This is a genomic window from Helicobacter muridarum (assembly GCF_000765805.2).
In the GTDB taxonomy this organism is placed as follows: domain Bacteria; phylum Campylobacterota; class Campylobacteria; order Campylobacterales; family Helicobacteraceae; genus Helicobacter_A; species Helicobacter_A muridarum.
Window position 1 is genome coordinate 1 of record NZ_JRPD02000006.1, and the last position, 20,228, is coordinate 20,228.

At 33.7% G+C, this 20,228-nt stretch carries 15 protein-coding genes; 8 read left to right on the plus strand and 7 right to left on the minus strand.

Translation table 11 applies throughout. The features are described from left to right. The first annotated feature begins 309 nt into the window (after window positions 1–309). The 4 genes from LS73_RS03950 to LS73_RS03965 all read left to right on the plus strand — a co-directional run bounded on the left by LS73_RS03950 (window position 310) and on the right by LS73_RS03965 (window position 4,422). Window positions 310–963 (plus strand): CoA transferase subunit A, encoded by a 654-nt coding sequence (locus tag LS73_RS03950; protein ID WP_034558697.1) that lies wholly within the window; start codon window positions 310–312, stop codon window positions 961–963. A gap of 1 nt (window position 964) precedes the next feature. Continuing rightward, window positions 965–1,630 carry a 3-oxoacid CoA-transferase subunit B gene (locus tag LS73_RS03955; RefSeq protein WP_034558699.1) on the plus strand — a complete coding sequence of 222 codons (666 nt, stop codon included), beginning with the start codon at window positions 965–967 and terminating at the stop codon, window positions 1,628–1,630. A gap of 13 nt (window positions 1,631–1,643) precedes the next feature. After that, window positions 1,644–2,828, plus strand: coding sequence for an acetyl-CoA C-acetyltransferase (locus tag LS73_RS03960; RefSeq protein ID WP_034558701.1), 1,185 nt, complete (start codon window positions 1,644–1,646; stop codon window positions 2,826–2,828). Between the two features lie 232 nt (window positions 2,829–3,060). Then, on the plus strand, window positions 3,061–4,422 hold the full coding sequence (locus LS73_RS03965) for a short-chain fatty acid transporter (RefSeq protein WP_034558703.1): 1,362 nt from the start codon (window positions 3,061–3,063) through the stop codon (window positions 4,420–4,422). A gap of 704 nt (window positions 4,423–5,126) precedes the next feature. Here the strand turns inward: LS73_RS03965 and LS73_RS03970 are convergent. From LS73_RS03970 to LS73_RS04000, 7 genes are all read right to left on the minus strand, one after another. Further along, complete coding sequence (locus LS73_RS03970) at window positions 5,127–6,107, minus strand: iron-sulfur cluster assembly scaffold protein NifU (RefSeq protein ID WP_034558403.1); 981 nt, start codon at window positions 6,105–6,107, stop codon at window positions 5,127–5,129. Window positions 6,108–6,222: 115 nt separating this feature from the next. Then, window positions 6,223–7,392 (minus strand): NifS family cysteine desulfurase, encoded by a 1,170-nt coding sequence (locus tag LS73_RS03975; RefSeq protein WP_034558280.1) that lies wholly within the window; start codon window positions 7,390–7,392, stop codon window positions 6,223–6,225. A gap of 193 nt (window positions 7,393–7,585) precedes the next feature. Next, on the minus strand, window positions 7,586–9,643 hold the full coding sequence (trpF, locus tag LS73_RS03980; protein WP_052089692.1) for a bifunctional indole-3-glycerol phosphate synthase/phosphoribosylanthranilate isomerase: 2,058 nt from the start codon (window positions 9,641–9,643) through the stop codon (window positions 7,586–7,588). Between the two features lie 220 nt (window positions 9,644–9,863). Then, window positions 9,864–12,893: a translation initiation factor IF-2 gene (gene infB, locus LS73_RS03985; RefSeq protein ID WP_081955597.1), complete on the minus strand. Its 3,030-nt coding sequence runs from the start codon at window positions 12,891–12,893 to the stop codon at window positions 9,864–9,866. Beyond that, the gene (locus tag LS73_RS03990) at window positions 12,872–13,156 is read right to left on the minus strand and encodes a DUF448 domain-containing protein (protein WP_052089693.1); all 285 of its coding nucleotides are present in this window, start codon (window positions 13,154–13,156) and stop codon (window positions 12,872–12,874) included. The genes infB and LS73_RS03990 overlap by 22 nt, the downstream gene beginning before the upstream one ends. Window positions 13,157–13,162: 6 nt before the next feature. Next, window positions 13,163–14,059, minus strand: coding sequence for a homoserine kinase (gene thrB, locus LS73_RS03995; protein WP_034558282.1), 897 nt, complete (start codon window positions 14,057–14,059; stop codon window positions 13,163–13,165). Between the two features lie 587 nt (window positions 14,060–14,646). After that, a complete protein-coding gene (locus LS73_RS04000; protein WP_138069984.1) occupies window positions 14,647–16,734 on the minus strand; it encodes a 6-hydroxymethylpterin diphosphokinase MptE-like protein in 2,088 nt (695 codons plus the stop codon). A gap of 89 nt (window positions 16,735–16,823) precedes the next feature. Between LS73_RS04000 and LS73_RS04005 the strand changes: the two genes are divergently transcribed. The 4 genes from LS73_RS04005 to LS73_RS04020 are packed head-to-tail and all read left to right on the plus strand — an operon-like array spanning window position 16,824 to window position 20,222. Further along, the gene (locus LS73_RS04005; protein WP_052089698.1) at window positions 16,824–17,555 is read left to right on the plus strand and encodes a hypothetical protein; all 732 of its coding nucleotides are present in this window, start codon (window positions 16,824–16,826) and stop codon (window positions 17,553–17,555) included. A 49-nt stretch (window positions 17,556–17,604) separates the two neighbouring features. Next, window positions 17,605–18,582, plus strand: a complete 978-nt coding sequence (gene trpS, locus LS73_RS04010) for a tryptophan--tRNA ligase (protein WP_034558284.1) — start codon at window positions 17,605–17,607, stop codon at window positions 18,580–18,582. Window positions 18,583–18,603: 21 nt separating this feature from the next. Then, entirely contained in the window at window positions 18,604–18,789 is a 186-nt protein-coding gene (locus tag LS73_RS04015) for a hypothetical protein (RefSeq protein ID WP_034558285.1), read from the plus strand. Window positions 18,790–18,848: 59 nt separating this feature from the next. Next, window positions 18,849–20,222, plus strand: a complete 1,374-nt coding sequence (locus LS73_RS04020; protein WP_034558287.1) for a TrkH family potassium uptake protein — start codon at window positions 18,849–18,851, stop codon at window positions 20,220–20,222. Window positions 20,223–20,228: the final 6 nt, after the last annotated feature.

Consider the following 20,228-nt stretch of genomic DNA (forward strand, 5'->3'; position numbering starts at 1 on the left):
AAAATCTTGACTTGCTTCAAGATTACTTTGCTTTATTATCTACCTAAAATTAGATATTTCTTAAGATCATATATCTAGCTTGCATATGAGCTAGATATATTGCGTAATCAAGATACAACCTTGTTAAAAATATCTGATGTCATATTTTAGAATCCTATGTTCTTTTTAGTGCTTCTCTAGTTTGTTTGCTAAGTGTAATAATTTATGCAAATGAATACATAAATTGGTTTTATAGTTATGATTTAAACTTTAAATATTGTAATTTTATGCTAGATTGAGAATTATCACACTAAAAAGTAAGGATCAGACATGAAACTTATATCAAGTAAAGAAGCCGCTGATCTTATTCCTCATAATTGTGTATTAATGATGGGCGGTTTTTTGGGATGCGGAGCACCACATCATACTATTGATGCTATGATAGAGGCAAAAATACAGAATCTTTGCTTGATTGGCAATGATACGGCGTATGAAAATTATGGTTGCGGTAAGCTAATTGCCACAAAGCAAGTTAAGAGTTTGATTGCTTCTCATATCGGGACTAATAAGGAGACAGGTAGGCAGATGAGTGCTGGGGAGCTTGAGGTAGTGATAGTTCCGCAAGGGACTTTAGTAGAACGTATTAGGGCTGGAGGAGCTGGGCTTGGCGGCATACTTACCCCAACTGGAATTGGAACTGATATACAAAATGGTAAGGATATTATCAAGGTAGACGGAAAGGAATATTTACTTGAGAAACCATTAAGAGCAGAAATAGCCTTGATTTATGCCACATATGCGGATAAGTATGGCAACCTATCATATAAGGGCACGACAAGGAACTTCAATACCGTAATGGCGTTAGCAGCTGATTTAGTAATAGTGGAGGTAGAGGAAATCTTGGATACTGCATTAAATCCAGATGAGATTATAATCCCTGCTACATGTGTTGACTACATCGTAGATATTAATAAGGGGAAATGATATGGGTGAATTAAATAGAGATCAAATTGTTAAGATTATTGCAAAACGTGTAGCAAAAGAGCTAAAAAATGGCTATTTAGTGAATCTTGGTGTTGGTATTCCAACTGCTGTAAGTAACTATGTTTCAGATGATATGAAAGTTATTTTGCATGCTGAGAATGGCATGCTAGGGCTTTGGGAAGATGATGATTTTTCAAGACATGTCATAAGTCCGGCAGGCACTTATTCATCTTTGCATGATGGAGGCATGTTTTTTGATTCGGCTTTTAGCTTCTGCCTTATTCGTGGTGGACATGTGGATGTTACCATTCTTGGGGCATTAGAGGTAGATGAAAAGGGAAATCTAGCAAATTGGATTATACCCAATAAGCTAGTCCCAGGCATAGGCGGGGCCATGGATCTGGTTGTAGGTTCAAAACAAGTTATTGTAGCTATGGAACATACATCTAAGGGTAAAAAAAAGATTTTAAAACAATGTAATTTGCCACTTACTGCGGTAGGGCAGGTTAATTTGATTGTTACAGAAAAAGGTGTTATGAAGGTTACAGATAAGGGTATTGTTTTGCTTGAGATATTTTCTACATCTTCGCTTGAAGATATACAAAGCAATACAGAAGCTACTTTGATAGTTCCAGATGATATAAAATATGTTGATATAAACCTATAAAAAGGGGGTTATTATGAAGAAAGTTGTAATAGTTAGCGCGAAACGCAGTGCAATAGGTTCTCTTGGAGGAACTCTTAAAGATGTAAATGCATGCCAATTAGCCACAAAGGTTTTATCTGCAACCATTCAGGCTGTAAATCTTGATAAGAGCCTTGTTGATGAGGTAATACTTGGGAATGTAATATCTGCTGGTTTAGGGCAGAATCTAGCTAGGCAGATTGGCTTATATGCTGGGCTAAGAGAGGATTCTACTGGCTCTTGTGTAAATTATGTATGTGGTTCTAGCTTAAAGGCATTAATGTTTGCTTATCAAAGTGTAACTCTAGGGGAATCAGAAGTCGTTGTTGCTGGTGGCGTAGAAAGTATGAGCAATGCTCCATACATTGTAAGAAATGCACGTTTTGGCATTAGAATGGGCAATACAGAGTTTATTGATAGCAACTTAAGCGATGGACTTACTTGTGCTATAAATCACTATCATATGGGAATCACTGCTGAAAATCTAGCAGATAGCTACAATATTAGCCGTCAAGAGCAAGATGAATTTTCGCTAGCATCTCAGCAGAAGGCAGCAAAAGCAAGAAATGATGGGAGATTTAAAGATGAGATTGTGCCTATTGAGGTGCAAAATAAAAAAACAACAAATATATTTGACGCAGATGAGTTCATAAAAGAAAACACTACCAAAGAAAAATTAGCAGCATTAAAGCCAGCTTTTAAACAAGGTGGTAGCGTAACTGCTGGAAATGCGCCCGGAGTTAATGATGGTGCTGCTATGCTTTTGCTTATGAGTGAAGAAAACGCTAAAAAATTTGGACTTAAGATTCTAGCAAGCATCGAATCTTTTGGCGTTGCTGGAGTAGATCCTGCTGTGGTAGGGCTAGGACCTATCAAAGCCACACAAAAGGCATTAAAAAAGGCTAAATTATCTATCAAAGATATTGATTTGATTGAATCTAATGAAGCCTTTGCCGCGCAAAATATCGCTGTAGCTAGGGAGTTAGGCTTTGATTATTCCAAGCTCAATGTAAATGGCGGTGCTATTGCGCTAGGGCATCCAATTGGCGCAAGTGGTGCTAGGATTGTAGTTACTCTATTGCATGAGATGATAAAACGTAATAGTAAATATGGGCTAGCTACACTTTGTGCTGGAGGTGGGGCTGGTATCACAGCAATATTTAAAAGGGATAATACATAAGGTGCTAGATTGCCTTTTGTGATAGTGTGATTATTGCTAGCAGTAGTAGGAATCTATCCTATAAATTGCTTATATGTGATTGTTAGCGTATGTAGTTGTAATGGTTGTTATTGTAATTGCATGATATTAATCTCATAAGTTATTATATTGATACTTAAGATAGATATTTTCTTGCTATCTTGCTACCTTTTAGAATCTATTGTTCGATGTGCATCTTAATAGGATAATTGTTATGTTTTTGATACGAAAGCTTACTCATTACTTTGTGCTATTAGCATCTAGATTTTTGCCAGATCCATTTGTGCTTGTAAGTATGCTAACTTGCTTTGTATTTGTGGTAGGCATTTTTCTAACCAATCAAAGCCCTATTCAAATGCTTAATCATTGGGGTAATGGAATATGGGGATTACTTGCTTTTTCTATGCAAATGGCTTTAACTCTTGTGCTTGGACGTGCTGTTGCTAGTGCTCCTGTAATTTCTCGCATATTAAACACTCTTGCCTCTATGCCAAAAACACCAAGTGGAGCAATCATACTTGTAACAATGGTTGGTATGATTGCTAGTTATATAAATTGGGCATTTGGTCTTGTCGTTGGCGCAATCTTTGCTAGAGAGATAGCCAAAAATGTCAAAGGTGTGGATTATAGGTTATTAATAGCTTCTGCATACTCGTCATTTATAATTTTTCAAGGCGGATTATCTAGCTCTGTTGCGCTTATTCTTGCGCAAGGCGGAGAGACCTTATATAAAACTACTGGGGGTATTTTAAGCGACCCCATACCTGTTAGCGAAACTATTTTTGCTACTTATAATATTATCATCATTGTGATTATATTTATTCTATTGCCAATAGTCCTAGCCTCAATACATCCTAGCAAAGAAGATACCATACAGATAGATTCTGCATTGCTTGAAGATAAACAAGATATTGAAGTCATTAGTCATAAAGATGACCACACTATAGCACAGAAGCTTGAAAATAGTCGCTTACTATGTTTTTTTACAGGTGCATTTGGGATTGTATACTTGGTTATGTATTTTTACAATGGTGGAACATTGGGGCTAAATATAGTCATAATGATATTCTTATTTGTTGGAATCTTGCTACATAAAACCCTTATTGACTATGTAAAAGTTATATCAAACTCTACAAAAAGTTCTGCTGGCATCATACTACAGTTTCCTTTTTATGCTGGTATCATGGGCATGATGGTTGGTAAATCTCCTGATGGAGATTCCCTAGCTAGCGTTATTTCTATTATCTTTAGTAATATATCCACACAAGAGACATTTCCATTATTTTCATTCCTTAGTGCTGGGATTGTAAATATTTTTGTGCCTTCTGGAGGTGGGCAGTGGTCTGTGCAAGGTCCTGTAATGATTGCTACAGCACAATCACTAGGGACTAATCCATCAGTTGTAGCTATGGCAATTGCATGGGGAGATGCTTGGACAAATATGATTCAGCCATTTTGGGCTCTGCCTGCGTTAGCAATTGCTGGGCTCGGCGCAAAGGACATTATGGGTTATTGCCTTATTACATTAATACTATCTGGCATAGTCATTTCGTTCGTATTTTATTTTCTTGTGTGATTGTTATTTTGCAAAGTATTGTTTAAAAGCAATATGAGGAAAGTATTAAGGAAATGGCGTATAATTGTGAGGGTTAGAGGCGTTACCAATGCGTTGTAATTTAACAAAACACTTAAACAATAAACTCTTAAAGCCTTAAAAGGCAAAAGATGAGTGGGAGATGAATTGCTTACTCACCATTTAGGTAGCTTGTATTCTTTGCATTATGGGCAAAATTAAAGTGTAATATTTGCTATAGTGCTTTTCTACCATTTCTTTCTACCCTCTACTTTCTTTGGTTGTCATTTTGCTTTTTTTGTCCTTTGTTATTGTGTGTGGCAAATAGAAATTTCTTATTGTTTGTTTTTCCAGCAAAGCGTAGGAACTTTGCTTCGCTTGTTTTCTATTTAGTCGTTTTTATCGGAACATAGAAACTTCCTTCTCGCTCGTTTTAAGTTATGATTAACCTATTTAGATTCTAAACATTAGCTTCTAAACAAAAGTCTTGTTAATTAGCTAAAAATACGTTAAGAACATATATACAATACTTAACTTTAGTTTGTCGCCCACGCAACTTAAAATGGGGGGGGGGGGGTAATTCACCATTTGCAAGAATCTTATGTGCTTTTCTATGATTGTGCAAATTAAAAATATAGATTGAAATGAGGATTTACATCATTGTCGCAATAGTTTGGCGCATTGTGTGGGCACAATGCTAATCGCTCTTAAATTGGCAAAACTCTTATGTTTTCTGCTAAATGCTGCTTTAGCACTTCTTCTATGGCATATAATGTTCCAGTAGCAGCACTAGCACAGCCATCGCATGCGCCCATATAACGAATGTATATATCGATGAAATCATCACTTGAATCTTTAATATCAAGTATTTCCATATCTCCGCCGTCCATCATTAACATTGGACGAATATGCTCATCTATTGTTTTATCCACTGCTTTTACCTTTTGTGCTATTGTCATATCCTTGAAAGATAGTTGATTATTTGCCATTTGGTTTGCTCTATTTTTCAAGGCTTCTCTATCTATTTCACCTCTAACATCAGCCAGAATATCCACCAAATAATACTCTCGTTTTTCGTGCCCGCCAGGTTTAATGCAAGATTTGCAAAATCCACCAGCTTTAGTATATTGAGTAATTTCTTCAATGCTCTTTAAATCATTAAGCTTTATAATTTCCTTGATAGTTGAGAGACTAACCCTTGCGCATTCACACACAATTATTTCTTCTTCAAAGTCTTCAGCATCTTTACCTAAATAGATTCCAGCAGCTTTCTTTATGACATCATAAGCCATTACCGAGCAGTGCATTTTTTGTCCAGGGACTGCAGGCGTATCAGGATCATCACGCAAGGCATGTTCGACATCTATATTAGTAATTTTGACTGCTTCTTGCACCCTTTTGCCAATACATAGCTCTACCATCATATCGCTACTAGCAATAGCAGTTCCGCAGCCAAAACTCTTGAATTTTGCTTCAATTATTTTATCATTCTTATCCACAAGCCAATATAGTCTTACTGCATCACCACAAGATTCCGCACCATAGTCAGCCACTATTAGCTTTGCATTTTTTTCATCTGCATCTTTTTGCGTAAGCACTCCTAGGTGTGTAGGATTATCCATTCTTTCACTAACTTTATTTGAGTAGGCGTCCCAAAGCGCGCCTCCAATTAAATCATTCTTTGCCATTATCTTTCCTTAATTTTTGATTTTATTATTTCTAAATCATGAAAATCTTGACTTGCTTCAAGATTACTTTGCTTTATTATCTACCTAAAATTAGATATTTCTTAAGATCATATATCTAGCTTGCATATGAGCTAGATATATTGCGTAACCTAGATACAGCTTTGTTAAAAATATCTATTGTATAGTCAATTTCTGCTTGCGTTGTGAAACGACTAAGCGATAGTCTTATTGCTGTGTGTGCTAACTCTTTGTCTGCACCAATAGCAACCATAACAGGATTAGCCTCTAGATCCTCACTAGCGCACGCACTACCAGTAGATGCAGCTATGCCTGCTTTGTTCAAATCCCATAGCATTGCCTCTCCCTCTATGCCTCTTAGACTTATAAGTGTAGTATTTGGCACTCTGTGAATCTTATTGCCAATTACAAATACATCTTTAATCTTAGTTAGAGCATCTTCTAGAGAATCTCGTAGTTTTCTTACTATTGAATTCTCAAAATCTAAGAAATCAACAGATAGCTTCATAGCTTCTCCCATACCAACAATATAGGGGACATTCAAAGTTCCACTACGTCTACCACGCATATGCTCTCCACCATGTAGTAGCGGTGTAAGCTCAATCCCCTCACGAATGTATAGACCGCCAATTCCCTTTGGTCCATGGAATTTGTGCGCGCTAAAACTTAGAAAATCTACTTGTGCCTTTTGCACATCTACTGGGATTTTCCCAATAGCCTGCACTGCGTCAGTGTGGAATAAGATACCTTTTTCTTTGCAAACCTCTCCTATTTCTTCGATTGGGAATATAAGTCCTGTTTCATTATTAGCCCACATAATTGTTACTAAAGCTGTTTCATCTGTAATTGCTTGTGCTACTTGGCTAGCAGTAATTACGCCATCTTGGTTGATTGGCAATCTTGTAATTTTCACTCCTAGGCTTTCTAAAAATGAACAAGTAGCACCAATTGCTGGGTGTTCGACTTCTGTTGTTATTATATGATTTTTGTTTTTATTGTGAATAAGATCAAAATACACACCTTTTAGCACCCAATTATTTGACTCTGTGGCGCAACTTGTGATAATTACATCATCTTTATCATTTGCATTAATGCTTGCATATATCTTCTCTAAAGCATCTTGTATTGCTGGATGTATCTCTGTCCCGTATTTGTGTAGGCTGTTTGGATTGCCAAATTTATCACAGAAGTAAGGTTGCATAAGTTCCTTTACTTGCGGATCCATCATTGTGGTGGCATTGTTATCTAAGTATATCCTTCCTTTCATTGTATTGCTCCTGATTGCATATTGTTATTTTATTCTTAATTAATAGTATTGCTAATTAGTTGAAAATATACCAAAATTTTACACATTTTAATTGATAAGTGAGAATAAAACATTTCAAAACTTTAAATGTGTAAAATAATTACACATTTGATTTTGACTATAATGGACTCTAAAATGCACTAGACTATTTTTGTTATGATTTTAGTCTAGTAGAGATTCTGTATCTCAATTCTTTGGGATTAAAGATTGATTCTATGGTATCAAAGAATGCATTTAGTTTTGATATATCCTTTATTCCTCTTTCACTTTCAAGCCCAGAACAAATATCTATTAGCATTGGATTGAGATTTAAGATATTGATGAGATTTTTCTCATTTATTCCACCAGCTAGCCATAGATTGTTTGTAAATTGTGGGAGATCTTGTGTAATTTGTAAAATCATATTTGTATCTATGGCGACATTTTTTCCTTGACTGCTGTCTATAAGAGTAAAGTATTGTGTTTGCAAAGATTGTTCTGTATTTTTGGCTTGTATATCAAGTAAAGACATAGCCTTTAGGGCATGATAACATGGAAAATAATTTTCTTGGCTATTTATATTCTCTTGCGTAGCATTAGCGTTGCTTGTTTTTTCTTGTGGTTTATTATTCTGATTTGTTATGCTTTGTTTATTACTTGATATCTCGTTCTCATTATATGGCTCATGTAACTGCAAGGCATCTAGGAGTCCTTCTTGCAATAATTTTAAGCCAATTTGTAATGAATCTTTTCTCACTACCCCAATTCTTAGCGGAAACCTCTTAGTATATTCACTATGATTTGCAAGCCCACCTTCATTAATCATTTTATTTGATTTAAGACTAGAATCACAGCCATATGTCAAGTCCCTAGATAATATATAGTTTCTTATTTTTTCATTTGCTTTTTTCACAAAGTCATTATCAACAAATCTAGGGCTTTCTTCGATTAATATAAATCCAATTAAATCTGCCTTATCTAGCGCATTATCAAGAAAATCTAGATTGTTAATGCCGCATATCTTTATAAGCGGGATTTGTGCTTTTATTATTTCATTACTGGCTTGTGGTTTATTTTGTGTGTTTTCTTGTTTTGTGTTACTATAAGATTTAGTATTTGCTCTTTCTTCATTTTTTAGATGGAATCTAAGTAGCAGCTCTTTATAAAATGGCATATAACGGTATTTGCATTTTGATTTTATACTGCCTTGCTTTAGTGCTTGTTGGAAGAGTGTAACGCTTTGGTTTTGTTGGTCTATTTGTTTGCTTTGCTTATTTTGGCTTGTATTCATAACAGATGACACAAGGAAGCTTCCACACAAAATCCCATTAAATCCACTATTAGCAATTATGTAGCATTCATTGGCATTTGTTATACCTGATTCAAATATTACTGGTATATTGCTTGGAATATGTGATCTAAGCTTTAGGGTATTCATTTTGTTGATATTAAAGCTACGCAAATCTCTGCAATTAATTCCAACAATAGCACCTCTTAAATCAAGCTTGGATATAAAGTCCCATTCTGTTTCATTGTGGATTTCAAGTAATGGTGTGAGATTAAATTTTATTATCTCATCATAGATTCCTTTAAATTGTTCAAAATTATTTAGGAATATCCCTGCAATAAGTAGCACCATGTCTGCACCAGCAAGATAGCTAACCTCAATCTCTTCTTTACATAGAATAAAGTCTTTACGCAATATGCAACTATAAGGGATTGCAGATTTTACGTTTTGCAAGTCTTTGATACTACCTTGGAAGTAGTCTTCTTCACATAAAATAGAAATAGCATTTGCACCTTGTCTTATATACTCTTTAGCTAGATTAATTGGATTTGGTATAGAGGAAATCTTGCCATGTGTTGGGCTTGCACGTTTTATCTCTGCAATGATAAAAGTAGATTCTTGGCTTTGCATATTATTTTGATTTTTTGCAAAATCTTGTTTTATATCTTTTGATATGCTTTTTGTCTCTTCTTGTGTATTGTAAGAGTTTAAGTCTAATTTCTGCGACATATTGTTAATTATGTTATTTATTTCTTTTTGGCTTGTTGTATCTGATTGTAATATTGTTGGCTTTACTAATGGTAGCTCTCTTTGTGTTGGAATCTCATACCCTAGATTAAAGCCTAGCGATTTCATTCTTGATAGCTTGGTTTGACATATTTTCTCTAGTATTTTAATATCGCTAAATTGATTTTTGTTTTGTTGCTTAGTATCTTTTGTTAGCATGTTTAACCTTTATGCAAATTTGCTAATTCTATCTTAAAGTCTTTGTTATATCTGTTTCGTTCTTGTTTGATTGTAAATTTTTATGATTAGCAGCAATAACATAAAGGCTTTTTTACAACATATGGATAGTTTTAAGCACTTTGCAATATTATCTGTTGTATTTAATTAAGACTTTATGCTAATGAGTTGTCATGAATGAATGGCTTTATTTTGTGTAAGCTTATAGCGTTCTTTGTTTTAATATCTCCTTAAAGACTTCCACCTCGTCTTGCACCACGATATCGTTAAACCCATCTAGCATAATTCCACATTCATAGCCCTTTGTAACTTCTTTTACATCATCTTTGAATCTTTTTAGGCTTGCTATCTTACCATTCCACACGACAACACCATTTCTTAATACTCTAACGCTCAAATTTCTCTCTACCTTGCCATCTAGCACCATGCAACCTGCAATAGTCCCAATTTTTGCTACTATAAATGTCTCTCTTACGCTTAAGATTCCAACAACTTCCTCTTCTGTTATTGGCGACATTAATCCACTTAATAGAGCCTTCATGTCATCTATTAAGTCATAAATTATTGAGTAGCTCTTTATTGTAATCCCTAAATCTTTGGCAAGATGTTTTATATCACTTGTAGGACGCACATTAAATCCTAAAACGATGCAATTATTACTTGCGTTTGCTAGATTGATGTCGCTTTGGGTTATGCCACCAATACCAAAGCTAATAACATTTATTTCAACCTCTTTATTGTTCAAACTTTCAAGGCTAGCCTTAATTGCTTCAAGACTTCCTTGTGTATCAGCCCTAAGCACTATTGGTACACTCTTTATTTGCCCTTTTGCTACCATAGAGCTTAATTCATCAAATGTAACCTTTGTGCTTCTGCTTAGCTGCTTCTGACGCAAGTAAGCACTTCTTTTATTTGCTATCTCTCTAGCAATAGAATCATTTTCTACAACCTGTAATAATGCTCCAGCTGATGGAACTTCAGATAATCCAGTAATTTGTGCTACACCGCTTGGTTCAAGCTTAGTAATTGACTTGCCCGTATCGTCTCTTAATGTTCTAACTTTTCCATAAGCAGTATCAGCTACAATACATTGTCCAATCTCTAAAACTCCCTGTCTAACTATGATAGTAGCCACAGATCCCTTACCAACTTGCTGGCTACCTTCTAGCACAATAGCTTTTGCCTTTGCCGTTTTACTTGCTTTTAAGTCTAGAATCTCAGCTTGTAAAAGAATAGTTTCAAGTAAAACATCAACACCTTCACCTGTTTTTGCGCTAATTGGAATGAACTCATAATCTCCTCCCCAATCTATAGGCGTAAATCCTAGCTCGGCGCATTCAGATTTTAACTTGTCTAGGTTTGCTCCTTCTTTGTCTATTTTATTCATAGCTATGATAATTTGCACATTGGCTGATTTTGCATGATTTAGAGCCTCAATACTTTGTTGTTTTACGCCATCGTCTGCGGCAATAACAATAATTGCGATGTCTGTTACTTGTGCCCCACGGCTTCTCATTTGTGCAAAAGCCTCGTGTCCGGGAGTATCAATGAAGCTAATCCACTTGTCGTTTTTCTGCACCATATATGCCCCTATGTGCTGTGTGATGCCTCCTGCCTCGCTATTTACTATGCGAGAATTGCGGATATAATCAAGCAGTGATGTTTTACCATGGTCTACATGTCCCATAATAGTAACAACTGGCGGTCTATGTGTTAAATCGGATTCTAAGATCTCATCTTGATCGCTATCTAATGGGGTATTTTGTTGTATTGTTACATCAATATTGTATTCGCCTGCTAGAATCTCAATTGTATCCTTGTCAAGAAAATCATTCTTTAATACTTTCATACCAAGTAAGAATAGCTTTCCTAACACATTTCCTAATTCTAAATTAGCTTTTTCTGCGAATTCATATACTCTTATTTCTTCTGGCAAAACAAGTGATGTTATTACATCATTATTTCGTTTTGCTTTCTGCTCTTTGCTCTTTCTGCTCCTGCCTCTTGATGGTCTTGCAATTGATCCTTCTTTTATCCAAGGGCTATAATGGCTAACTTTGATTTTTTCATCAATCTGATTTTTCTTGTTTTCTTTTTCCTCAAGATTTTCTTGGGGTGATTCATACATATCAATTAGCATAATTTCATCTTGTTCATAATCATAGCCACTAACCCCCATATCTCTTTCCATATTAATGATTTGGTGAGATTGTTGCTTTTGCTGTTTTGCGGCGGTTTTTTCCTTTTTCTTTTTTGTTTTGCCTTTATGTTCTGTATGTTTTAAACTATCTAATATTTGTGCGGCTTCTCTTTCTTTTTTTGGATCATTAGATTCCGGTTTTTTGTTATTTTTCCTAATAACTCTAACTAAATTAATCTTTGGCTTTTTATTTATGCTTGGATCAAATCCCTGTGGCAAATTACCTAGTGTTTGCATATCTTGGCTTGTGGATACAGGAGATGTATTTTTATTGTTTGTCTCGTTTATTTTAGAATCTTCTAAACTTTTTTTCTTGTCTATTTCTTTAGCAGGTTTTATAGATTCTGTCTTTATACCCTCATCATTATTTATAGCCGTTGTCATTTCGTCTTTATTTTCTTGTATAGCTAATTTTATATCCTGCCTTGTTATATCTGTATATGCTTGATTTTCTCTATCTTCTTTATCTAAGTTAGAATTTATCTGATTAGATTTTATATCTTTTATATCTAGTTTGCTTTCGTTATGTTTTCCTTTGCTAATTATATTTGGCTTTCCTGCTTTTTTTGGCTCATTAAAAATCACAGGAGTAACCTCTGTTTGTAATATAGTTCCCTTTATATTGGCAGTTTCATTTGCTCTAGCAGATCTTGCTTGTTTGAGCTCTTGTTGTGCATTAGATGCTTCATCATCTTTGATCTGGCTTACATCTATCTTAGATTCTAAATTATCAGTTTTGCTTATTACATTAATTGCATTCTGTGATGTGTCTTTTTCTTTGGTAGGTTCTTGTGTTGGAATCTTTTCTTTGCTATATGCTTTCTTAGGAGATTTTGGTTTGGATTTACTAGGCTTTTTATATCCATCTGGCAGCTTGCCAGTCGTTATATATTGATAGAGAATATTAGATTCTTCTTCTGTGAGATTTGTAGAAACACTTTTTACGCTTATTCCAATCTCTTTTGCTTTTTCTAGCACATCTTTTTCTCTTGTGATTGCTGCCTCTAATGCTATTTCTTTGATACTTGCCATATTTGTGTTATCTCCTTAAGTTGTTCCTTGATGTCTTCATTATGTTTGATATATTTTTTTATATGGTTAACTGTTTTTGGCTTAATAAGACATTCATTGCATATATAAAAACTCCTTCCAATTCCATTATATGGTGAAAGTTTAGTTTCTCCTGCCTTAAATCGTATAAGTTTACTTTGTAAAAATCTATTTTTACATGTTATACACATTCTTATACTTTTTGCAGAATAGAATCTAACTATAACACTTTTTTCTTTTTTCAATACACTCTATCCTTTTTCAAGCTTTATTCCATCATTATCAAAATCTACCCCTATTGTTCTAAATCTCGGAAAATTTTTCCTTAGTTTGCGTTCTAATTTTTTAGCTTCATCTGCATAGCAAAGACTAAATATTGATGATCCGCTACCTGATAGAGAGCTCATTAATGCCCCATTTTCTAGAGCAAATTTCTTAATATTAAAAAGAATTGGGAAAGTCTCCATGCGCTGGGATTCGTGTAGTCTATCTTTGGAGCTCTCTTTTAATAATTCCCATTTATTTAACGAAAATGCTAGGCTTAATACACATGAACGAGATAGATTATATACGCAGTCCTTTATAGAATACTGTTTTGCTAGTATGCTGCGAGATTTCTTGGTTGCCATAGGGTGATTTGGTATTACTATTATTGCCTTTATACTGTTTGGGATTCTATGCCTAATAGACATTACTTGATTTTTGCCATTGTCATCATTGTATATTAAGCTTGCATTAAATCCACCCATAACAGCAGGGGTAATATTATCTGGGTGTTTCTCATATTGCAAGGCAAGATTTAGTATTTCTTGTTTATTTGGAATAAAATCTGCCATTTTATAAGCAGAGAAAATAGCTCCAACAATGATCGCACTCGAAGATCCAAGTCCTCTTGAGATTGGTATCTTATTGTGAAATGTAAAATGAAATTTAGAATCTCCCCCAAGACTAGTATAGACTTTGGTAAAAATTTTAACAAACATATTATTTTCAGCAAATTTTATAATACGCTCACCCTCACCACAGATTTTTATTTTTTGCTCGCTTGATTCTGTAATGCTAAAGTGATTTCTAAAATTAAGAGACAAACCTAAACAATCAAATCCAGAGCCTAGATTCGCACTTGTTGCTGGCACAGAAAAATGCAAGTTTATCTCCTAGTCAAGAAATATTATCAAATTGTTATTATAGCAAATATCGCGCTATGTCGTTAAGTTTCGCTATAAATATAATAATGAACAAGAAACAAATAGCCCAATATTAAAAACACAACAAAATGCGACTAGAGCTATGAATCCAATAGTCTTTGCCCACCATACATCAGAGCCTAAAATTCTGGTTGATAGATTAACTTTATTATATCTTTTTTTGCGTTTTTTTGGCTTATTTGAGATAATACTTATTATATATAAAATAAGAATGATTACACAACTTGCAAAACTTAGAATTATTTGAGAATTTATAGATATGCTAAGTGCCTTAGTATCTACATTATCCATTGCTAACAATAGCAAAGTAACCAAGCAAGAAATAATCCATGCAATAAGCAATCTAAAGCTAAATATCATGTATCTTGAGAAAACATATATTAATAGACATATACAACAAAATAACGCTACTATTATAGTATACATAAAGGGAGCGGATTGTAGCATTATGGAAATTTTAGAAATGCTAACTGTGCTTAGAATGGAATATAATATGCTCATCGCTACCTTTCCATTAAGATATAATGCTAACTGCATTCAATTTTGTTTATGCCTATATCTTGCGTTATACATGCAATCACATCGCAAAACCACTGCTTAAAAGATGTCTTCATTATATAATATGATTCCGTATTGCCTACAAATAAGTTTGCTTGTAGCATACAAAAGCATAAATGTAATATACTTCCCTCAACAAGTATTACTCCCTTGCGCATATTGTTATTTGCAATAAGGTTTTGTAATGATGATTCTATGCCATCAATGATTTCATATAAATCTCTTATATTTCTTACTTCCCTATCAAGAAAAATATAAATTTGTTTGACTAATGTATTGATTGGTTTTAGAATTTCATGTTTATCTAAGTTAAGTGCAAATGGCGAAAAGTTGTTTTTTAATTTGCTTATCGCTCTTTTTTTATCAATTTCTTGTAAGAAAAATTCATCTTCATTTAAGCTTAAAGCCCCTGATATTTTTGCTCCGTATCCTATATTAATAGTCATATTTGGCTTATATAGCTTAATGCTAGATTCTATATTTTTTATACTTAGATAAAATAAATCATTGCTATACACTTCTAAGCTTTTGTTTGATTCCACCTTGAAGCAATCATGTGGAATCTCATTTGCCTCATTTCCATAAAAACTATTTTTTGCATGTTTGCTATAGCCTCTAATGTATCCGCAATCAATGCCGCACAGTATCACATCGCTACCAATTAATGTTGCTAGAGCAACTCCAGCATTGCCTACAAATGGCGCACCAAAATCAAGAACAAATGCCCCAGAATCCAAATACGCGCTAGCACTGCCTGCACGCATGAAAGCAAAGCTCTCCTTAGCTAGATTCACAGCTTTGCAATCTGTCATTTGTCCAAATATTAGCGGTATGTCTTCTAGGTTTGCTTCTTTCAATACATCTGATAGATAAGATACTCTCTCTATTTCTATTTGAAAATCTGGTTTAATGCCATGATGTCTTAGCACCTTTAGGGCTGTGCCACAACTAAAAATAATCATTCTATTTTTATATACTTTTATAAAGTCTATGCATAAATCAAGGCTCGCACCATTTCCAACTACACAAATTGGAGCATTTACACGTTTGGCATTATTATTTAATATGTTGCATGATTTTAGATTCTCCAAAGCATTGCTAAAGCCTATTTTTTCATCTTCAAATGTCCCCCAACCACGTAAAGCAACCTTTGTTTCTTTATCTATTGTCTCTTTTAATTTTTGTGTGTTGCTGCTTGTATATTGCTTTAATTCAAGTTTTATAGAATTATTTGTAAGTCTCTTAGAGTGTAAAAAGGTCGATACTATTGGGATAGAAAAATCTTTGACAAAAATTAAACAAGAATTCGCTCCAACTTTACTAAATAATAGCTCATAATCTAAAAAATAAAGCGATATTCTAAATAAGTCGATATGTTCTTCATATATAATTATTGAGTGGAAATAAAAGCCTTGTAAAAGCAAATCATGTAAAAATAATCCTCCCATTAAGCCATATATTGTTGTTTGTGGCAGAAATTTGGAATCAGAAAATGATTTGTTTATATTATTGCTTGCTAATTTGTTTATATGTCCTGCTAAATCCTCTTTAGACATAATATCTTGCGGATTTATTTGATTGTTGCTAGATTGCATTAGTAGATTTTGTATAGCATCTAGTGATATTTTTAGAATCTGGTTGCCATATTTTCCTGTTATATGAAACATATCTTCATCAAAAAAGGCTGTTTTCATACATAACGGGAAGTTGCATTTAATATGCCATTTGGGATTTTGCATTGGATTCTTGGCTAAATCTGCATGGGCATCTAGCATAGCAGATATTGATTTTTCTCTTGTATTCTTGCCTATTGATTGTATATTCTTTGTATTTTCTATTAGTGGATACTGAAGGTTTTGGCTAGGTAGATGTATGATATTATATCCTAATGAATCTATATGTAGATTATATACCAATGGTGCTTTTTCTAGGGCTTTGAATATCTTTGCATTGTATTGTTGAAAGAACTTCATATTATTATGATAGTTGATTTGGATTTGCTCCTTAGTATATCTAGTATATATGGTTTCTTGATTATTTTGACTAGAGTAATGCACAATGCCCTCTTAGTGTTGTTATTTTATCGCAAATAAAAATTGTAACATAATAATATATGTGTTTTTGATTGTTTTATGGGGGTTTATGCTTGAGGTATTTTAGTGGATTTGGTTTATGTAATGAATCTTATATTTTTATTCCTATAATAAAGAGCTTTGGCTTTAGATTAGGTGAGTTTGATATTGTGGGGTTTGATTATGGTGCGCAAATAGCATTAGAATATGCCAGTAATCTTATTGATAATAATAGAAGAATAGGGAAGCTGCTATTAATATCGCCTTGTATTTATTTTCATAATTTAGGCTTTAATCAAATATTAAATATGAGAGTATCTCAAAGTAATTTGTGTTTTGATTCTAAAATAAATGATGTAATGTCTTATATAGATAGTAAAGCGATTTATGATATTGCTAATAATGAATCGAATCTATGTAAAACCACCTCAAATCAAATTATCACTCATGTTTGTTCGAATTTAGAAACCCCTCATATAGAATCTTGTCTAGCTAGTTTTAGGCATAATCCAGTTGAATATATGAGTATTATTTATAAGCATTATGGACTTTTTGCTAATGATGATTTGCTTAACTATAAGAGGTTTGAGGCATTTTTTGTTATGCCAAATATTAGCGATTTAGAGAATTTGTTAAGCTATAAATGGACTAAAATAGAAAAAGTTGCTCAAAAAGTAAAATCGATAGTGGTTTTTTGTGGAAAAAACGATAGAATCATCAATGCAAATTTTATTTCGAGTTTTTTTTCTCATTTTGGTTATTGTTTTTTGCTAGATTCTTGTAGTCATGCGCTAAGGCGATGCTAATTTGAGTTATTAATAATAAAAGCTTATATTCTCTAACGAGGCTTTAGGAATGAAAAAGAGAGCATTCTCTGGCATACAACCAACAGGAAAGTTACATTTAGGAAACTATCTTGGTGCAATTAGAAATTGGGTAAATAATCAAGAGCAATATGAGAATATTTACTGTGTTGTTAATTCACACGCAATCACAGTATATCAAGAACCAAAAGAGTTGCAACAAAGAACAATTGAGTTATTTGCTATGCTTATTGCTTGTGGATTGGATTTTAAGTATTCCAAACTATTTGTACAAAGTAGAATTGATTATCATGGTGCTCTTGCATGGATTTTAGATTGCAATATTGCCATCGGGGATATGAATCGTATGACGCAGTTTAAAGATAAGTCGCAAAAGAATCCTAAAAATATCAATGTTGGTTTATTTAATTATCCTGCTTTAATGGCAGCAGATATATTGCTATATCAAAGTGATGTTGTGCCAATAGGCGATGATCAAAAACAACATTTAGAGCTTACACGTGATGTTGCAATGCGATTTAATGAGAGATATGGAGAATGTTTTATAGTCCCAGAGCCAATCATTCCACAAGTTGGAGCAAGAATTATGTCGCTTGATAATCCAGAATCAAAAATGAGTAAATCAAGCAGTTCTGATAATGGAATCATATATATGTTGGATTCAAAGGATTCTATTGTAAAAAAGGTTAAACGCGCAACTACAGATAGTCTTAGCGATATTTGCTTTGATTCTAATCGAGCTGGGCTTTATAATCTCTTATGTATTTATGAATGCTTGACAGATAAGTCAAGAAATGAAATTGAGAAGAGTTTTAAAAATTATGCAGAATTAAAAATTGCATTGGCTGAAGAAATATTTAGTAAGCTAGAGCCAATTCAGCATAAATATTATGAGCTTACTAAGGATCCAAATCACATTTGGCAGCTTTTGGTGCAGCATGAAGAATATATTAAGGATATTGCAAGTGCTACATACCACAAGGCTAAGTCTTTAGTTGGCTTAATTTAATCTTTAATTTAGGAGTTATATATGGACGATATTGTTAAGGAAGATATTTCTACGATTATAGGGCAGATTCAGGATTATTTAGATGAGCTTGAAAGTCATTTTGAGAAGTTAGAGTCTAAAAGTGCAAAGAATTCCGAGACCATTCGTAATATGATTGAGGAAATGAGATTGAATCTTGAAACATTGCAGGATTTCCAAGATAACTAGAATTATTTTGTAATGATTGAAATGTGTATATTTGCATATACAAAACTTTAAGGTAATATATGCAGCTTCAAAGCATTAAGGTTTTATTCGTAGGGTATATAGCAATGATATTGCTAGGCACGTTTTTATTGACTTTGCCGCCTATGTTTTCTAGTCATGTAGGTTTTTTAGATGCTTTTTTTACTAGTGTGTCAGCAATTACCTGCACGGGATTAATCATTAAAGATACTTCGCTTGATTTTACATTGTATGGGCAGATAGTTATACTTGTGCTTATACAACTGGGCGGATTTGGCTATATGACCATAGTAGGAATTCTCTACATAGTCATTAAGAAGAAATTAAGCACATCAGAAAAAAACGTTATAAATGTTGTTGAGAATCTCAATAATAATTCGCTAAGTGGCATAGAAAAAGCAGTGCTTAATGCTCTTTTCTTTGTGCTTCTTGTTGAGTTTGTTGGTGCGCTTATCTTATCTCTATACTTTTGCTGGAAGCTAAACGATATAAAAATGGGTATTTGGGCTGGTATATTCCATTCTATTGCAGCTTTTAATAATTCTGGATTTACAATATTTAATAATAGTCTAATTGATTATCAAGCAGATATTTTTGTTAATATTGTAGTTGCTTTACTTGTTATTATTGGTGGCATTGGATATGTTTCTACGCTTGAGATTTCAAGATTCTTTTATTCACAGCTTAATCATAAAGTTTTTCGCAGAGATGCTTTTGTCGCTAGGCTAAGCCTTAATTCGCGAGTTGTAATAGTAGTAAATACTTTGCTTGTAATATTTGGTATGCTTAATATACTTATCTTTGAGTGGAATAATCCAAAAACTCTTGCAAATATTCCGTTTTGGGAAAAAATTATTAACTCATTTTTTACATCTATTTGCTACCGCACTGCTGGCTATAATATATTTGATATGAGTGGGTTTAATGATAGCACTATGTTTTTCTCTGTATTTTTTATGATGATTGGCGGTAGTCCAGGTGGCACAGCTTCCGGGATTAAGGTAACTACATTTGCTGTTTTAATTGCGCTATCTGTTGCGATTATCAAGAATAGAAAAGAAACCATTCTTTTTAATCGCACCATTTCTCAAGAGATAGTATCAAAAGCCTTTAGTGTATTTGCGATTGCAGCCATATATCTTTTGGTGGCTACATTTTTGCTTTCAATATTTGAGCCAGACATTCGTTTCTTGCCTTTATTTTTTGAAACGTCTTCAGCATTTGCTACAGTTGGAATGTCTATGGGAGATGGTGGCGTTCTTAGTCTTTGCTCCAAGTTTGATACAATCGGATTATGTATTATTATGGTTTTGATGTTATCAGGTAAAATTGGAGTTTTAAGCTTTACTCTTATATTTGTGGGTGGAGCAAAGCATAGGCATATACAATATCCACAAGAGAAGGTATTGATATAGAACATT

Excerpts from the sequence above, each read along its gene's own strand:
- LS73_RS03950 (WP_034558697.1), top strand. The coding sequence starts at position 310 with ATGAAACTTATATCAAGTAAAGAAGCCGCTGATCTTATTCCTCATAAT.
- LS73_RS03955 (WP_034558699.1), top strand. The coding sequence starts at position 965 with ATGGGTGAATTAAATAGAGATCAAATTGTTAAGATTATTGCAAAACGT.
- LS73_RS03960 (WP_034558701.1), top strand. The coding sequence starts at position 1,644 with ATGAAGAAAGTTGTAATAGTTAGCGCGAAACGCAGTGCAATAGGTTCT.
- LS73_RS03965 (WP_034558703.1), top strand. The coding sequence starts at position 3,061 with ATGTTTTTGATACGAAAGCTTACTCATTACTTTGTGCTATTAGCATCT.
- LS73_RS03970 (WP_034558403.1), bottom strand. The coding sequence starts at position 6,107 with ATGGCAAAGAATGATTTAATTGGAGGCGCGCTTTGGGACGCCTACTCA.
- LS73_RS03975 (WP_034558280.1), bottom strand. The coding sequence starts at position 7,392 with ATGAAAGGAAGGATATACTTAGATAACAATGCCACCACAATGATGGAT.
- trpF (WP_052089692.1), bottom strand. The coding sequence starts at position 9,643 with ATGCTAACAAAAGATACTAAGCAACAAAACAAAAATCAATTTAGCGAT.
- infB (WP_081955597.1), bottom strand. The coding sequence starts at position 12,893 with ATGGCAAGTATCAAAGAAATAGCATTAGAGGCAGCAATCACAAGAGAA.
- trpS (WP_034558284.1), top strand. The coding sequence starts at position 17,605 with ATGAAAAAGAGAGCATTCTCTGGCATACAACCAACAGGAAAGTTACAT.
- LS73_RS04015 (WP_034558285.1), top strand. The coding sequence starts at position 18,604 with ATGGACGATATTGTTAAGGAAGATATTTCTACGATTATAGGGCAGATT.
- LS73_RS04020 (WP_034558287.1), top strand. The coding sequence starts at position 18,849 with ATGCAGCTTCAAAGCATTAAGGTTTTATTCGTAGGGTATATAGCAATG.